The organism is Alcanivorax xiamenensis, assembly GCF_009846745.1.
In the GTDB taxonomy this organism is placed as follows: Bacteria; Pseudomonadota; Gammaproteobacteria; order Pseudomonadales; family Alcanivoracaceae; genus Alloalcanivorax; species Alloalcanivorax xiamenensis.
On the sequence record NZ_AQPF01000065.1, the window covers coordinates 1 to 15,601 of the forward strand.

Sequence of the window (15,601 nt, forward strand, 5' to 3'; positions counted from 1 at the left end):
TTTATTACGTTCAAACTTTTCCTTTGCCACGGTTCTATACCTTTACAAATTCACCGTAAATTTAAGATTTCTTACCGTTGATCACGTCTTCGGCAATGTTGCGCGGAGCCTCGGCGTACTTCAGGAACTCCATGGAGTAGCTGGCACGACCCTGGGACATGGAACGCACGTCGGTGGCGTAACCGAACATCTCGGACAGCGGCACCTCGGCACGGATTACCTTGCCGGAAACCGTGTCATCCATACCCTGGACGGTACCACGACGACGGTTCAGGTCACCCATCACGTCACCCATGTAATCCTCCGGAGTGACCACTTCCACTTTCATGATCGGCTCCAGCAGGATCGCACCGGCTTCCTTGGCGGCATTACGCACCGCCAGACCACCCGCCATGCGGAAGGCGTTCTCGTTGGAGTCCACTTCGTGGTAGGAACCATCATACAGGATGGCCTTCACACCAAGGATCGGATAACCAGCCAGCACACCTGCCTGCAGCTGCTCATCGATACCCTTCTGAATGGCGCCAAAGTATTCTTTCGGCACCACACCACCATGGATTTGCTCTTCGAACTGGAACTCTTCATCCCGATCGATCGGCTCAAACTTAACCTTGACGTGACCATACTGACCACGACCACCGGACTGCTTGACGAACTTACCTTCAACGTCGGCGGGCCTGGTGAAGGTTTCACGGTAGGCCACCTGCGGCGCGCCCACGTTCGCTTCCACCTTGAACTCACGCTTCATGCGATCAACGATGATGTCCAGGTGCAGCTCACCCATACCGGAGATGATGGTTTGCCCGGTCTCCTCGTCGGTCTTAACGCGGAAAGAGGGGTCCTCCTGAGCCAGACGGCCTAGCGCCAACCCCATTTTTTCCTGATCGGCCTTGGACTTGGGCTCCACCGCCACGGAGATCACCGGCTCCGGGAACTCCATCCGCTCCAGCACGATCACCTTGTTCGGATCACACAGAGTGTCACCGGTGGTGACATCCTTCAGACCCACGCAAGCGGCGATATCACCAGCGCGAACTTCCTTGATTTCCTCACGGCTGTTCGCGTGCATCTGCAACAGACGACCAACCCGCTCCTTCTTCAGCTTCACGGAGTTCATCACGCTGTCACCGGAGTTCACCACACCGGAGTAAACACGGATGAAGGTCAGTGAGCCAACAAACGGGTCAGTAGCGATTTTGAAAGCCAGAGCGGAAAACGGCTCGTCATCGGAAGACTTACGGGACTCAACGGTTTCGCCATCTTCCAGCGTACCCTGGATCGCCTTTACCTCGTCCGGAGCGGGCAGAAACTCGACAACCGCATCAAGCATGGCTTGAACGCCCTTGTTCTTGAAGGCGGAACCACACAGAGCCAGAACGATTTCGTTGGCCAGAACCTGCTCGCGCAGCCCCGCCTTGATATCGTCGTTATCCAACTCACCATTCTCGAGGTACTTTTCCATCAGCTCTTCCGAGCCTTCAGCAGCCGCCTCCATCATCTGCTCACGCAGCTCTTCACAGCGGGACAGCACTTCCTCGGGGACGTCACGCTCTTCATAGCTCATGCCCAGATCGTCTTCATTCCAGAAGATCGCCTTCATCCGGATCAGGTCGACAATACCTTTGAACTCGTCTTCAGTGCCGATGTTGTACTGGATCGGAACAACCTTGGCGCCCAGGCGGGTGCGGATCTGCTCGCAGACACGGTCAAAATCGGCACCCGCGCGGTCCATTTTGTTAACGAACACAATGCGCGGCACGCTGTACTTGTTGGCCTGACGCCACACCGTCTCGGACTGAGGCTCCACACCCGAAGATCCACAGAACACCACCACGGCACCATCCAGAACACGCAAAGAACGCTCCACCTCAATGGTGAAGTCCACGTGCCCGGGAGTATCGATAATGTTAATGCGATGCTGATCGTACTGCTTATCCATGCCCTGCCAGAAAGCAGTCACCGCGGCCGAGGTAATGGTAATACCCCGCTCCTGCTCCTGCTCCATCCAGTCAGTCGTCGACGCACCGTCGTGGGTTTCACCCATCTTGTGGTTGACACCCGTATAGAACAGGATCCGCTCGGTGGTGGTGGTTTTACCCGCGTCCACGTGGGCGCAGATACCGATGTTGCGATAGCGGTTGAGAGGAGTCTTACGTGCCACGCTGCTAACCTCGAGTCTCTGAATCCAATACAAAAACCGGCCTGGTCGCAGGCCGGTTTACTCTGTCTACGCTCTGCCTTAGAAGCGGAAATGGGAGAAGGCCTTGTTGGCCTCCGCCATACGGTGCACGTCTTCCCGCTTCTTCATCGCCGCGCCTTTGCCTTCCGCGGCGTCCATCACCTCACCGGCGAGGCGCTGGGCCATGCTCTTCTCACCCCGCTTACGAGCGGAGTCCACCAGCCAACGCATGGCCAGGGCGGTACGGCGGCTGGGGCGAACTTCCACCGGCACCTGATAGGTGGCGCCACCAACACGACGGCTCTTCACCTCGACCACCGGACGGATGTTATCCAGGGCTTTTTCGAACAGCTCCAGGGATTCGCCACTCTTACGCTCAGCCACGATATCCAGAGCGCCGTAGACGATACGCTCGGCGACGGATTTCTTACCGTCCACCATGACGTGGTTCATGAACTTGGCCAGCAACTGGCTTCCAAATTTCGGATCCGGCAGGATCTCACGCTTGGCGACGACGCGTCTTCTTGGCATCGGATGTGTTCCTCTTACTACCCGCGGGGCGGGAATGCTTCAGGTTATCCGGGACCCGGCCCGGCCTTACTCATCCCACCGGGACCAACGCCCGGCTGTATGAATAGGGTTACGACTTACTTCTTCGGCCGCTTGGCACCGTACTTGGAACGGCGCTGCTTGCGATCCTGAACACCGGCGGTATCCAGGGTGCCACGCACGGTGTGGTAGCGCACACCAGGCAGGTCTTTTACACGACCGCCACGGATCAGCACCACGGAGTGCTCCTGCAGGTTATGGCCTTCTCCCGGAATATAGGAAGAAACTTCATAACCGTTGGTCAGGCGCACCCGGCACACTTTACGCAGCGCGGAGTTCGGCTTTTTCGGGGTAGTGGTGTACACCCGGGTGCAAACGCCGCGACGCTGCGGGCAGCCCTGCAGGGCGACCGAGTCGCTTTTTTCTACCTTGCTTTTGCGCGGGTTGCGCACCAGCTGGTTTACAGTTGCCATGAAACTACTGCTCCACGCTTACAGTTCTGTGACGAACTGACTTGATTGTCAGATTTTCGCCACCCGATTCCTACCTACAGAATAGGGGCGAGCGATTCTAGGGACCCCCCGGCATCAAGTCAAGATGCCAGGGGACCTGGGTGGCGCTTAATTCCTGGGCCGTTACTCCTGACCCTTTACTCCTGGCCAGAGGAGCTGAGCGCCTCGGACAGGGCCGCCTCCACCTCGTCCATGGTCGGACCGTCGCCGCGGGCATCCGCACGCTGGCGCCGGCGATCCATGTGATAGGCATAGCCAGTCCCGGCCGGAATCAGACGGCCCACGACCACGTTTTCCTTGAGACCGCGGAGATCGTCTTCCTTCCCGGTTACCGCTGCTTCGGTCAACACCCGGGTGGTCTCCTGGAAGGAGGCCGCGGAGATGAACGACTCGGTGGCCAGGGAAGCCTTGGTGATACCCAGCAGCATCCGTTCGAACTGAGGACGCATCTTGTCTTCACCTTTCAGGCGATCCAGTTCCTCCATCACCCGGGCGTATTCCACTTGCTCGCCCTTGATGAAGGTCGACTCGCCCACTTCGGTGATTTCCACCTTACGCAACATTTGGCGGATGATCGTTTCGATATGCTTATCGTTGATCTTCACACCCTGCAGGCGGTAAACCTCCTGCACCTCGTTGACGATGTAGCGGGCCAGTTCCACCTCTCCCTTGAGACGCAGAATGTCGTGCGGGTTCAGCGGGCCATCGGAAACCACCTCACCCTTCTCCACGTGCTCACCTTCGAACACGTTGAGCTGACGCCATTTGGGAATCAGTTCCTCGTAGGTGTCGCCACCGTCGTCCGGAGTGATCACCAAACGTACCTTACCCTTGGTTTCCTTGCCGAAGGACACGGTACCGGTTTTTTCCGCCAGGATAGCCGCTTCCTTCGGGTTACGGGCCTCGAACAGATCCGCCACCCGCGGCAGACCACCGGTGATATCCCGGGTCTTGGAGGACTCCTGCGGAATCCGCGCGATAACGTCACCCACCGAGATATCGGCCCCGTTCTTCAGGCCACACAAAGCGCCACCGGGCAGGAAGTAGTTGGCCGGGACATCGGTATTCGGCAGGCTCACCGCCTTACCTTTACCATCCACCACCCGGACCACCGGACGCAGATCCTTACCCGCGGAAGGGCGATCCTGGCTCGGCATGACCTCAATGTTGGTCAGGCCGGTCAACTCATCGGTCTGGTAGTTAACGGCGATACCTTCTTCCATATCCCCGAACTGCACCTTACCCGCCACTTCGGCGATGATCGGGTGGGTGTGCGGATCCCAAGTCGCCACGACCTGGCCTCCGTCCACCGCGTCACCTTCATTCACCGTAACCAGCGCACCGTAGGGCACCTTGTAACGCTCGCGCTCACGGCCCAGGTCATCGGCCACCGCCAACTCAGCTGAGCGGGAAACGATCACCAGACCGTCTTTATGAGTCACGTGCTTGGCGTTATGGAAACGCACCTTGCCACCGTGCTTGATCTGAATGCTGGATACCGCGGAGGCACGGCTTGCCGCGCCACCAATGTGGAAGGTCCGCATGGTCAGCTGGGTACCCGGCTCACCAATGGACTGGGCCGCGATCACACCGACAGCCTCACCCACGTTGACCCGATGGCCACGAGCCAGGTCACGGCCGTAACAGGCGGAACATACACCCCAGCGGGTGGCACAAGTGATGGAAGAGCGCACCTTCACTTCATCCACACCCATGGATTCCAGCTTGTCCACCCAGACTTCGTCCAGCAGGGTGCCGGCTTCCACGGCGACTTCGTCCTGGTTCAGCGGATTCATCACGTCGCGAGCCACGACCCGGCCCAGCACCCGCTCACGCAGAGGCTCGACCACATCGCCACCCTCGATCAGCGGAGTCATGATCAGACCCTGCTCGGTGCCGCAGTCTTCCTCGGTGATCACCAGATCCTGGGCCACGTCCACCAGACGACGGGTCAGGTAACCGGAGTTCGCGGTCTTCAATGCGGTATCCGCCAGACCTTTCCGGGCACCGTGAGTGGAGATGAAGTACTGCAGTACGTTCAGACCTTCACGGAAGTTACTGGTAATCGGCGTTTCGATAATGGAGCCGTCCGGCTTGGCCATCAGGCCGCGCATGCCGGCCAGCTGACGAATCTGGGCGGCGGAACCCCGCGCCCCGGAATCGGCCATCATGAAGATGGAGTTGAAGGAGCCCTGCTCTTCATCCTTGCCTTCGCGGTTTTTCACCACTTCGGTCTTCAGGTTCTCCATCATCGCCTTGGCGATCTGGTCGTTGGTACGGGACCAGATGTCCACAACCTTGTTGTAGCGCTCACCGCGGGTTACCAGACCGGAAGCGAATTGCTCCTCGATCTCGCGCACCTCTTCCTCGGCCTTACCGATCAGCTCGTATTTGGCCTGCGGAATGACCATGTCCTCCACACCAATGGAAGAGCCGGACAGGGTCGCTTCCCTGAAGCCCAGATACATGATCTGGTCAGCGAAAATACAGGTTTCCTTGGTGCCCAGAATCCGGTAGCAGGTGTTCAACAGCTTGGAAATCGCTTTCTTGGTCATGTTCTGGTTGACCATGTCGAAGCCGATACCTTCCGGCACGATATCCCACAGCTTACAACGACCCGGGGTGGTATCGGCGATACGCCATTCCCGGTGAATGTTGCCTTCCTGATCCTTGACCACGTCTTCCAGTCGCACCTTGATGCGAGCGTGCAGATCCACCTCTTTGGTGCCCAGGGCACGCATCACTTCCTTGGTGTCGGCGAATACCCGGCCTTCGCCTTTGACGTTCACCTTCTCACGGCTGATGTAGTACAACCCCAACACCACGTCCTGGGTCGGACCGATGATCGGCTCACCATTCGCCGGTGACAGGATGTTGTTGGTGGACATCATCAAAGCGCGCGCTTCGAGCTGCGCTTCCAGGGTCAGCGGTACGTGCACCGCCATCTGGTCGCCGTCGAAGTCGGCGTTGAAGGCGGCACACACCAGCGGGTGCAGCTGAATGGCTTTACCTTCAATCAACACCGGCTCGAACGCCTGGATACCAAGACGGTGCAGTGTCGGCGCCCGGTTCAGCATCACCGGGTGCTCGCGGATCACCTCAGCCAGGATATCCCAGACCTCGGCGGTCTCGCGCTCGACCATCTTCTTGGCCGCCTTGATGGTGGTGGCCAGGCCACGACCTTCCAGCTTGGAGAAGATAAATGGCTTGAACAGCTCCAGCGCCATCTTTTTCGGCAAACCGCACTCGTGCAGTTTCAGGGTCGGCCCCACCACGATCACGGAACGACCGGAATAGTCCACCCGCTTACCGAGCAGGTTCTGCCGGAAACGCCCCTGCTTACCTTTAATCATGTCCGCCAGCGACTTCAGCGGGCGCTTGTTGGAGCCCGTGATGGCACGGCCGCGGCGACCGTTGTCCAGCAGCGCATCCACGGACTCCTGCAGCATGCGTTTTTCGTTACGCACGATGATGTCCGGGGCATTCAGGTCCAGCAGGCGCTTGAGACGATTATTCCGGTTGATCACCCGGCGATACAGATCGTTCAGGTCGGAAGTGGCGAAGCGGCCACCATCCAGCGGTACCAACGGACGCAGATCCGGCGGCAACACTGGCAGAACCGTCATGATCATCCATTCCGGCTCATTGCCGGAAGCCTGGAACGCTTCCATCAGCTTCAGCCGCTTGGACAGCTTCTTCAGCTTGGTGTCGGAGTTGGTGGAGTCAATCTCTTCACGCAGAGTGTTGATCTCGTCACGCAGATCCAGGTCCTGCAGAAGCTGTTGCACCGCTTCGGCGCCCATCTTCGCTTCGAACTCATCGCCGAACTGTTCCAGCGCATCGAAGTACTCTTCGTCGGTCAGCAGCTGGCCACGCTCCAGGGTGGTCATGCCCGGCTCGGTTACGACAAAGGATTCGAAGTACAGCACCCGCTCGATGTCGCGCAGGGTCATGTCCAGCATCAGACCGATACGGGACGGCAGTGACTTCAGGAACCAGATGTGGGCAACCGGGCTGGCCAGCTCGATATGACCCATACGCTCACGGCGAACCTTGGAGAGAGTGACTTCAACGCCACATTTCTCACAGATCACACCACGGTGCTTGAGACGCTTGTACTTTCCGCACAGGCATTCGTAATCCTTGATCGGACCAAAAATGCGTGCACAGAACAGGCCATCACGCTCCGGCTTAAAGGTGCGGTAGTTAATGGTCTCCGGCTTTTTCACTTCGCCAAAAGACCAGGAGCGGATCAGATCCGGCGGTGCGAGACCGATGCGGATCTTGTCAAACTCCGTGACTTGTCCCTGACTTTTGAGCAAATTCAGCAAGTCTTTCAAGGCCAGTCCTCCGTATGGAGCTTTCGCTCGCGATTCTTTCCTACTAAATCCGGGTCAGGCAGCGGCGCCGTTCCGCTTCTGGCGAAACGGCGCCACGACCTCAGTCGTTTTCCAGCTCGATGTTGATACCGAGGGAGCGGATCTCCTTCAACAGCACGTTGAAGGATTCCGGCATGCCCGGATCCATCCGGTGATCTCCGTCGACGATGTTCTTGTAGATGCGCGTGCGCCCGTTCACATCATCGGATTTCACGGTGAGCATTTCCTGCAGCGTGTAGGCGGCGCCATAAGCCTCCAGTGCCCACACTTCCATCTCACCGAAACGCTGACCACCAAACTGCGCCTTACCACCCAGCGGCTGCTGGGTAACCAGGCTGTAGGAACCGGTGGAACGCGCGTGCATCTTGTCGTCCACCAAGTGGTTCAGTTTCAGCATGTACATGTAGCCGACGGTCACCTTGCGGTCGAACTTCTCACCGGTACGGCCATCCCACAGCTCGATCTGACCAGACTGGTCCCGCCTGGCCAGTTCCAACAGCGCCTTGATCTCGTATTCCTTGGCACCATCGAATACCGCGGTCGCCATCGGCACACCACCACGCAGGTTGCTGGCCAGCTCGATGATCTCGTCATCGGAGAACTGATCCAGGCTTTCGCGGCTGCCGCCGGCGCCGGTGCGGTTGTAGATCTGATCGAGGAAGTCACGCACTTCGGCGACTTTCTTCTGCTCGTCCAGCATCTCGCCGATACGCTCACCCAGACCTTTGGCGGCCCAGCCAAGGTGGGTTTCAAGAATCTGCCCCACGTTCATCCGCGACGGCACACCCAGCGGGTTCAACACCACGTCCACCGGAACGCCATTGTCGTCATACGGCATATCTTCCTCGGGCATGATCACGGAGATCACACCTTTGTTACCGTGACGACCGGCCATTTTGTCACCGGGCTGGATGCGACGCTTGATAGCCAGGTAAACCTTGACCACCTTCAATACACCGTGGGACAGATCGTCACCGCCGGAGATCTTGGCCTGTTTATCCTTGTAGCGCTCGTCCTGCTCTTTCTTGTGCTGCTCCAGATACTGGTGCGCACGCTCGAGCTGCTCGGCCACATCCTCGTCCGCCGGACGCAGTTCAAACCATTTCTCCGCATCCAGCTCATTGAGGACTTCGTCGGTCAGCTGGGTGCCACGCTTGAGACCGGCACCACCGTTGACCTTCTTGCCCGTCATCACGGAACGCAGACGGTCCAGAATGTCCTGCTCAAGGATCCGGTATTCGTCTTTCAGATCCTTACGGAATTTCTCCAGGGCCTCCTGCTCGATCTGCTTGGCGCGCTCGTCTTTCTCAACACCATCACGAGTGAACACCTGCACGTCGATGACCGTGCCCTTGACGCCAGAGGAAACCCGCAGAGAGGTGTCCTTCACGTCGGACGCCTTCTCACCGAAGATGGCACGCAGCAGCTTCTCTTCCGGGGTAAGCTGGGTCTCGCCTTTCGGCGTCACCTTACCAACCAGAATATCGCCAGCTTCCACTTCCGCGCCGATGTAGACGATGCCGGACTCGTCCAGCTTCGCCAGCGCGGCTTCACCCACGTTGGGAATATCCGCGGTAATTTCCTCCGCGCCCAACTTGGTATCACGGGCGATACAAGTCAGCTCCTGGATGTGGATGGAGGTAAAGCGATCCTCCTTCACCACCCGCTCGGAGATGAGGATGGAATCCTCGAAGTTGTAACCGTTCCAGGGCATGAAGGCGACGCGCATGTTCTGACCCAGCGCCAACTCACCCATGTCCACGGACGGACCATCCGCCATGATGTCCCGTGCCGCCACTTTGTCACCCACCTTCACCAGCGGACGCTGGTTAATGCAGGTGTTCTGGTTGGAACGGGTGTATTTGGTCAGGTTGTAGATGTCCACACCGGCCTCACCCTCGGCCACTTCATCGTCATTGACTTTGACGATGATGCGCGAAGCATCCACCTTGTCGACCACGCCACCACGCTGGGCCACCACGCAAACCCCGGAATCCCGGGCCACGTGACGTTCGAAGCCGGTGCCCACCAGAGGCTTGTCGGCACGCAGCGTCGGCACCGCCTGGCGTTGCATGTTGGAACCCATCAGTGCCCGGTTGGCGTCATCGTGCTCCAGGAACGGAATCAGGGACGCGGCCACGGACACCACCTGGCGCGGCGAGACATCCATATGAGTGATGGTGTCGCGCTCCATGACGGTGAATTCGTAGCGGTGACGCACGGTGACGAAGTCTTCCACGAAGCTGCCGTCATCGTTCATCTTGGCGTCGACCTGCGCGATCACGCACTCAGCTTCCTCAATGGCGGACAGGTACTCGATTTCCTCGCTGACCTTGCCGTCGATGACCTTGCGGTAAGGCGATTCCAGGAAGCCGTACTCGTTGGTACGCGCGTAACTCGCCAGGGAGTTGATCAGACCGATGTTCGGACCTTCAGGGGTCTCGATCGGACATACGCGACCGTAGTGGGTCGGGTGCACGTCACGCACCTCGAAACCGGCGCGCTCACGGGTCAGACCGCCCGGACCCAACGCGGACACCCGACGCTTGTGGGTGACCTCGGAGAGCGGGTTGTTCTGGTCCATGAACTGGGACAGCTGGGAGGAACCGAAGAATTCCTTCACCGCGGCGGCCACTGGCTTGGCGTTGATCAGGTCCTGTGGCATCAGCCCTTCGGACTCCGCCAGGCTCAGACGTTCTTTCACCGCCCGCTCAACACGCACCAGACCAACGCGGAACTGGTTTTCCGCCATTTCGCCCACGGACCGCACACGGCGGTTGCCGAGGTGGTCGATATCGTCCACCACGCCGTTACCGTTACGGATATCCACCAGCGTCTTGAGCACGTCGACGATATCGGACACGTCGTCACCGAGCTGTTCGTGGTACTGCTTGCCCTCCTCGTCGGTACGGGCGCTGAAATAGCGGCCGTCGTAGAGGATGCCCGGACCGGTTTCCACTTCACGGCCGAGACGACGATTGAACTTCATCCGGCCGACACCGGAAAGATCGTAACGCTCGTCGGTGAAGAACAGGTTCTTGAACAGGTTTTCCGCCGCTTCCTTGGTCGGCGGCTCACCCGGGCGCATCATCCGATAGATTTCCACCAGGGCCTCAAGCGGGCTGCGAGTGGGATCGGCGCGCAGGGTATCGGCAATGAACGGACCATGGTCCAGATCATTGGTATACAGGGTTTCGAAACGGGTCACGCCCGCCTTGTTCAGTTTTTCCAGGACATCGGCGGTCAGTTCGGTATTACACTCGACCAGAATCTCACCAGTGTCCTCATCGATGATCGACTTGGCCAGATAACGGCCCTGGAGGTATTCCGCCGGAATTTCCAGGTACTCGATATTGGCTTTTTCCAACTGGCGAATGTGGCGGGCGGTTACCCGGCGGCCACGTTCCACCACCACTTCGTCACCGGCGAGGATGTCGAAGGTGGCGGTCTCGCCACGGAGACGTTCGGGCACGAGACGCATACGATAGACATCGTCTTCGCTCAGAATCTCGTTGGTGTCGAAGAACATCTCCAGAACTTCATCGGAGGTATAGCCCAACGCGCGCAGCAGAATGGTCGCCGGCAGCTTGCGGCGGCGATCGATACGCACATAGACCAGATCCTTCGGATCGAATTCGAAGTCCAGCCAGGAACCACGGTAGGGAATCACCCGGGCGGAATACAGCAGCTTGCCGGAAGAGTGGGTCTTACCCTTGTCGTGGTCAAAGAACACACCCGGAGAGCGGTGTAGCTGGGACACGATGACCCGCTCGGTACCATTAATCACGAAGGTACCGTTCTCGGTCATCAATGGGATCTCGCCCATGTAGACCTGCTGCTCACGGATGTCCTTGATCGCACCATTGGATTCTTTGTCGTAGATCACCAACCGGATGCGCACGCGCAGCGGCGCGGCGTAGGTTGTGCCACGAATGATGCATTCCTTGACATCAAAGACCGGTTTGCCGAACTCATAGCCGGCATACTCCAAGGCCGCGTTGCCCGAGTAACTGGAAATCGGGAAAACGGACCGGAAGGCAGCTTCCAAGCCTTCATCCAAGCGCGCCTCGGCGCCTTTATCCTGCTGTAGGAATTTGCGGTAAGAATCGAGCTGTATGGCCAGCAGGTACGGGACCTCCATGACCTTTGGAAGCTTGCCGAAATCTTTGCGGATCCGCTTTTTCTCAGTGAATGAGTATGCCATCTGCGTTCCTCGGCTGTTGACCACCTATCACCCCTGGGTGATATCTCTGCACGAAACCGTTCGTACAGAAACGACAAAAGGCTGGCAGCCCTTAAGCTGCCAGCCGGCGTCTTTCCTCGATGTCGCGGAAAGACATCGCGTTACCGCGCTTACTTGAGCTCGACGGTACCGCCAGCCTCTTCGATCTTTTTCTTGATCTCTTCGGCTTCGTCTTTGGAAACGCCTTCCTTGACCGGAGCAGGAGCGCCCTCGACCATGTCTTTCGCTTCTTTCAGACCCAGACCAGTTACTTCGCGAACTGCCTTGATCACGCCGACTTTCTTGTCGCCGAAACCGGTCAGAACCACGTCGAACTCGGTCTGCTCTTCAGCGGCGCCACCAGCGTCGCCACCGGCGGCGGCCGGAGCGGCTGCCACTGCTGCAGCTGCGGTTACACCGAACTTCTCTTCCATGGCCTCGATCAGTTCAACGAGGTCCATAACGCTCATTTCAGCAACTGCGCTGAGGATATCTTCTTTGGAAACGGCCATTTTCAATCTCCTAAATCACCGTACGGGCGATCATGATTGGATCGGGTAGTTACGCCACCAGACTTAATGTCAGGCAGCTTCCTGCTGTTTCTTGTCCTTCACGGCTGCCATCGTGCGAACAAACTTGCCGGGCACCTCGTTGAGGGTACGGACAAACTTGGCCACCGGGGCCTGCATGACGGACAAAAGCTGAGCAAGGGCTTCGTCGCGAGTAGGCAGCTTGGCCAGGACATCGATGTCCTGAGCACCATACGCCACACCGCCGACAGCCAGTGCTTTCACTTCGAGCTTGTCATGATCCTTGGCGAAATCCTTGATGAGCCGAGCAGCAGCGCCCGGATCTTCTTGGGAAAACGCCAGGACAGTGGGGCCGACCAGCGAATCGTTGAGGCACTCGTACTCGGTACCTTCAACAGCGCGCTTGGCCAGCGTGTTCCGAACCACTTTCAGATACACGCCGGTTTCGCGGGCCTTCTTGCGCAGCTCGGTCATCTGAGCCACGGAAAGACCACGATAGTCGGCAACCACAGCAGACAGAGCTTCGGAAGCAACAGCGTTCACCGAAGCCACAATCGCCCGTTTGTCCTCCAGATTCAAAGGCACAATTTACCTCCTGGATTCACAAACAAACCGGATTCCCAGACTGCATAACCGAGGATCCGGCGGTTGCCATGACCGGTTACCCGGTCGTTATCGCGGAAGCCAGCCCCTGCTTTGACACAGGATTTGTAACTACCGCGCCTACGCAGGCGGTCACCCCTTAACCTTCCCTGAGACCTGAGCTCATAAAGCCAGACTGCGTCTCACGAGACGGACCTGCGGTCTTTGACGCCCCGACGACATGCCGCCGGGATCAAAGAACGTGAGCCGCGCCGATCACTCGGCACGGCCCGAATACCTTACATGGCCAGGGAAGCGGTATCGATCGCCAAGCCCGGACCCATGGTGCTGGACAGCGTTACTTTCTTGAAGTACGCGCCCTTGGCGGAAGCCGGTTTCGCTTTCTTCAGGTCGGCGATCAGCGCTTCCACGTTTTCCTTGATGGCATTGGCGTCAAAGCCAATCTGACCAACGGTGCAGTGGATAATGCCGCCCTTATCGGTACGGTAACGAACCTGGCCGCCCTTGGCGTTTTTCACCGCCTGGGCCACATCCGGGGTCACGGTACCCACTTTCGGGTTCGGCATCAGGCCGCGGGGACCAAGGATGGTACCCAGCTTGCCAACCACGCGCATGGCGTCGGGAGAAGCAATCACCACATCGAAGTTGATTTCGCCGCCCTGAACCTGTTCGGCCAGGTCGTCGAAGCCCACCACGTCGGCACCGGCTTCTTTCGCTTCTTCGGCTTTGGCGCCTTGAGCGAACACCGCCACACGAACGGTTTTGCCCGTACCGTGAGGCAGAACAGAAGCGCCACGAACGTTCTGGTCGGATTTACGCGGGTCAACACCCAGGTTCACCGCCACGTCGATGGACTCTTTGAATTTCACCGCGGACAGCTCAGTCAGCAGAGCCACTGCTTCTTCAACCGGGTACGCCTTGCCCGGTTCGATTTTTTCGCGGATGGCGCGGGCGCGTTTGGACAACTTGGCCATTGATTAGTCCTCCACGTCCAGGCCCATGGAACGGGCTGAGCCCGCGATGGTGCGCACGGCGGCATCCAGATCGGCAGCCGTCAGATCCGGTTCTTTCGCCTTGGCGATCTCTTCCAGTTGCGCACGATTCACCTTGCCCACCTTCTTGGTGTTGGGCTCACCGGAACCGCTCTTGATGCCCGCTGCTTTCTTCAGCAGGTACGCGGCCGGCGGGGTCTTCATGGTGAAGGTGAAGGAACGGTCGTTATAAACCGTAATCACCACCGGAACCGGCGCACCGGCATCCAGCTGCTGAGTCTGGGCATTGAATGCCTTACAGAACTCCATGATGTTCACACCATGCTGGCCCAGCGCGGGACCAACAGGCGGTGAAGGGTTAGCCTGACCCGCTGCCACCTGCAGCTTGATGTAGGCTTGTACTTTCTTAGCCATGGTATTGAGACTCCTTGGGTGCGAACGCCCGCATCAAACAGGCTCCCCTCAGGTTGTCGACAACCCGGCGAAGATCGCCGGGACGGGCGTCAGGTTTTTTCGACCTGACCGAATTCCAGCTCCACCGGAGTAGAGCGACCGAAAATAAGCACGGCCACATGCAGCCGGCTTTTCTCGTAGTTGACTTCCTCGACCACGCCATTGAAGTCGGCGAACGGCCCATCGATGACCCGCACCACTTCGCCGGGCTCGAACAGCGTCTTTGGCTTCGGCTTTTCAACAGCGTCATCCATGCGGCGCAGAATGGCATCCGCCTCTTTCTGGGTGATCGGTGAAACACGCCCCGGGTTCTTCGGGTCTTCACCGATGAAGCCCATCACCTTCGGCGTTTCCTTCACCAGGTGCCAGGAGTCGTCGCACATCTCCATTTGCACCAACACATAGCCTGGGAAAAATTTCCGCTCGGACTTACGTTTCTGGCCGCCACGAATCTCGACCACCTCTTCGGTGGGCACGAGAATCTCGCCAAACAACTCTTCCATGGAGCGCAACTTGATGCGCTCTTCCAGAGCTCGTTTAACGTGCTTTTCAAAGCCGGAATAGGCGTGTACCACGTACCAGCGCTTAGCCATGTGTACCCCTTAGCCGATGAGCGTCGAGATCAGGCCGTTGAGCGCCCAGTCGAGCACGAACAACAGCAACGCCACGATCACCACGAAGACCAGAACGATCAGCGTGGTTTGCAGCGTTTCCTGACGGGTGGGCCACACCACCTTGCGCAGCTCCACCATGGAGTCCTTACGCAGTTGATTGAAGGACTTGCCCTGCTCGGTCTGCAAAGCCACAAAGGCCGCGACCAGGCCAACCACCACTACGCCAAGGGCCCGATACAGAGGAGACACGTCGGAGAAATAGCTGTTTCCAAAAACAGCAGCGGCCACCAGAGCGGCAACGACGAGCCACTTGATGACCTCTAGAGCGGAGGACCCAGATTGCCCTTCAACTTTCTCGTTCATCTGCCGATGCACCCCGCCGCCTGACGGCAGCTCTGGGAAAATTGGCAGGCCAGGAGGGACTCGAACCCCCAACAGCCGGTTTTGGAGACCGGTGCTCTACCAATTGAACTACTGGCCTGTAACTTGCTTTTCAAAAACAAAACAGGCCGGAGCCGAAGCTCCGGCCTCGCATTGTCTTACTCTACGATCTTGGCCACCACGCCGG

General features: G+C 58.5%; 11 protein-coding genes and 1 tRNA gene. All 12 read right to left on the minus strand.

Features of this window, described 5'->3' with window-relative positions:
* Positions 1–61: 61 nt before the first annotated feature.
* Positions 62–2,161: an elongation factor G gene (gene fusA, locus A6D6_RS20075; RefSeq protein WP_159661698.1), complete on the minus strand. Its 2,100-nt coding sequence runs from the start codon at positions 2,159–2,161 to the stop codon at positions 62–64.
* A 78-nt stretch (positions 2,162–2,239) separates the two neighbouring features.
* Positions 2,240–2,710 carry a 30S ribosomal protein S7 gene (rpsG, locus tag A6D6_RS20080; RefSeq protein ID WP_133492906.1) on the minus strand — a complete coding sequence of 157 codons (471 nt, stop codon included), beginning with the start codon at positions 2,708–2,710 and terminating at the stop codon, positions 2,240–2,242.
* Positions 2,711–2,826: 116 nt separating this feature from the next.
* Complete coding sequence (gene rpsL / locus A6D6_RS20085) at positions 2,827–3,201, minus strand: 30S ribosomal protein S12 (RefSeq protein ID WP_014996117.1); 375 nt, start codon at positions 3,199–3,201, stop codon at positions 2,827–2,829.
* 176 nt (positions 3,202–3,377) lie between these two features.
* Entirely contained in the window at positions 3,378–7,580 is a 4,203-nt protein-coding gene (rpoC, locus tag A6D6_RS20090) for a DNA-directed RNA polymerase subunit beta' (protein WP_133492907.1), read from the minus strand.
* Positions 7,581–7,680: 100 nt separating this feature from the next.
* The gene (rpoB, locus tag A6D6_RS20095) at positions 7,681–11,823 is read right to left on the minus strand and encodes a DNA-directed RNA polymerase subunit beta (RefSeq protein WP_159661699.1); all 4,143 of its coding nucleotides are present in this window, start codon (positions 11,821–11,823) and stop codon (positions 7,681–7,683) included.
* Between the two features lie 149 nt (positions 11,824–11,972).
* The gene (gene rplL / locus A6D6_RS20100) at positions 11,973–12,353 is read right to left on the minus strand and encodes a 50S ribosomal protein L7/L12 (protein ID WP_022996212.1); all 381 of its coding nucleotides are present in this window, start codon (positions 12,351–12,353) and stop codon (positions 11,973–11,975) included.
* Positions 12,354–12,422: 69 nt separating this feature from the next.
* Positions 12,423–12,956: a 50S ribosomal protein L10 gene (gene rplJ, locus A6D6_RS20105; protein WP_014996121.1), complete on the minus strand. Its 534-nt coding sequence runs from the start codon at positions 12,954–12,956 to the stop codon at positions 12,423–12,425.
* 296 nt (positions 12,957–13,252) lie between these two features.
* The gene (rplA, locus tag A6D6_RS20110) at positions 13,253–13,948 is read right to left on the minus strand and encodes a 50S ribosomal protein L1 (protein WP_133492909.1); all 696 of its coding nucleotides are present in this window, start codon (positions 13,946–13,948) and stop codon (positions 13,253–13,255) included.
* A 3-nt stretch (positions 13,949–13,951) separates the two neighbouring features.
* Positions 13,952–14,380, minus strand: a complete 429-nt coding sequence (gene rplK, locus A6D6_RS20115; RefSeq protein ID WP_014996123.1) for a 50S ribosomal protein L11 — start codon at positions 14,378–14,380, stop codon at positions 13,952–13,954.
* Positions 14,381–14,469: 89 nt separating this feature from the next.
* Positions 14,470–15,012, minus strand: coding sequence for a transcription termination/antitermination protein NusG (gene nusG / locus A6D6_RS20120; RefSeq protein ID WP_022996210.1), 543 nt, complete (start codon positions 15,010–15,012; stop codon positions 14,470–14,472).
* 9 nt (positions 15,013–15,021) lie between these two features.
* Positions 15,022–15,396, minus strand: a complete 375-nt coding sequence (gene secE, locus A6D6_RS20125; RefSeq protein WP_133492910.1) for a preprotein translocase subunit SecE — start codon at positions 15,394–15,396, stop codon at positions 15,022–15,024.
* 42 nt (positions 15,397–15,438) lie between these two features.
* Positions 15,439–15,514 (minus strand) — tRNA-Trp (locus A6D6_RS20130).
* Between the last annotated feature and the right edge of the window lie 87 nt (positions 15,515–15,601).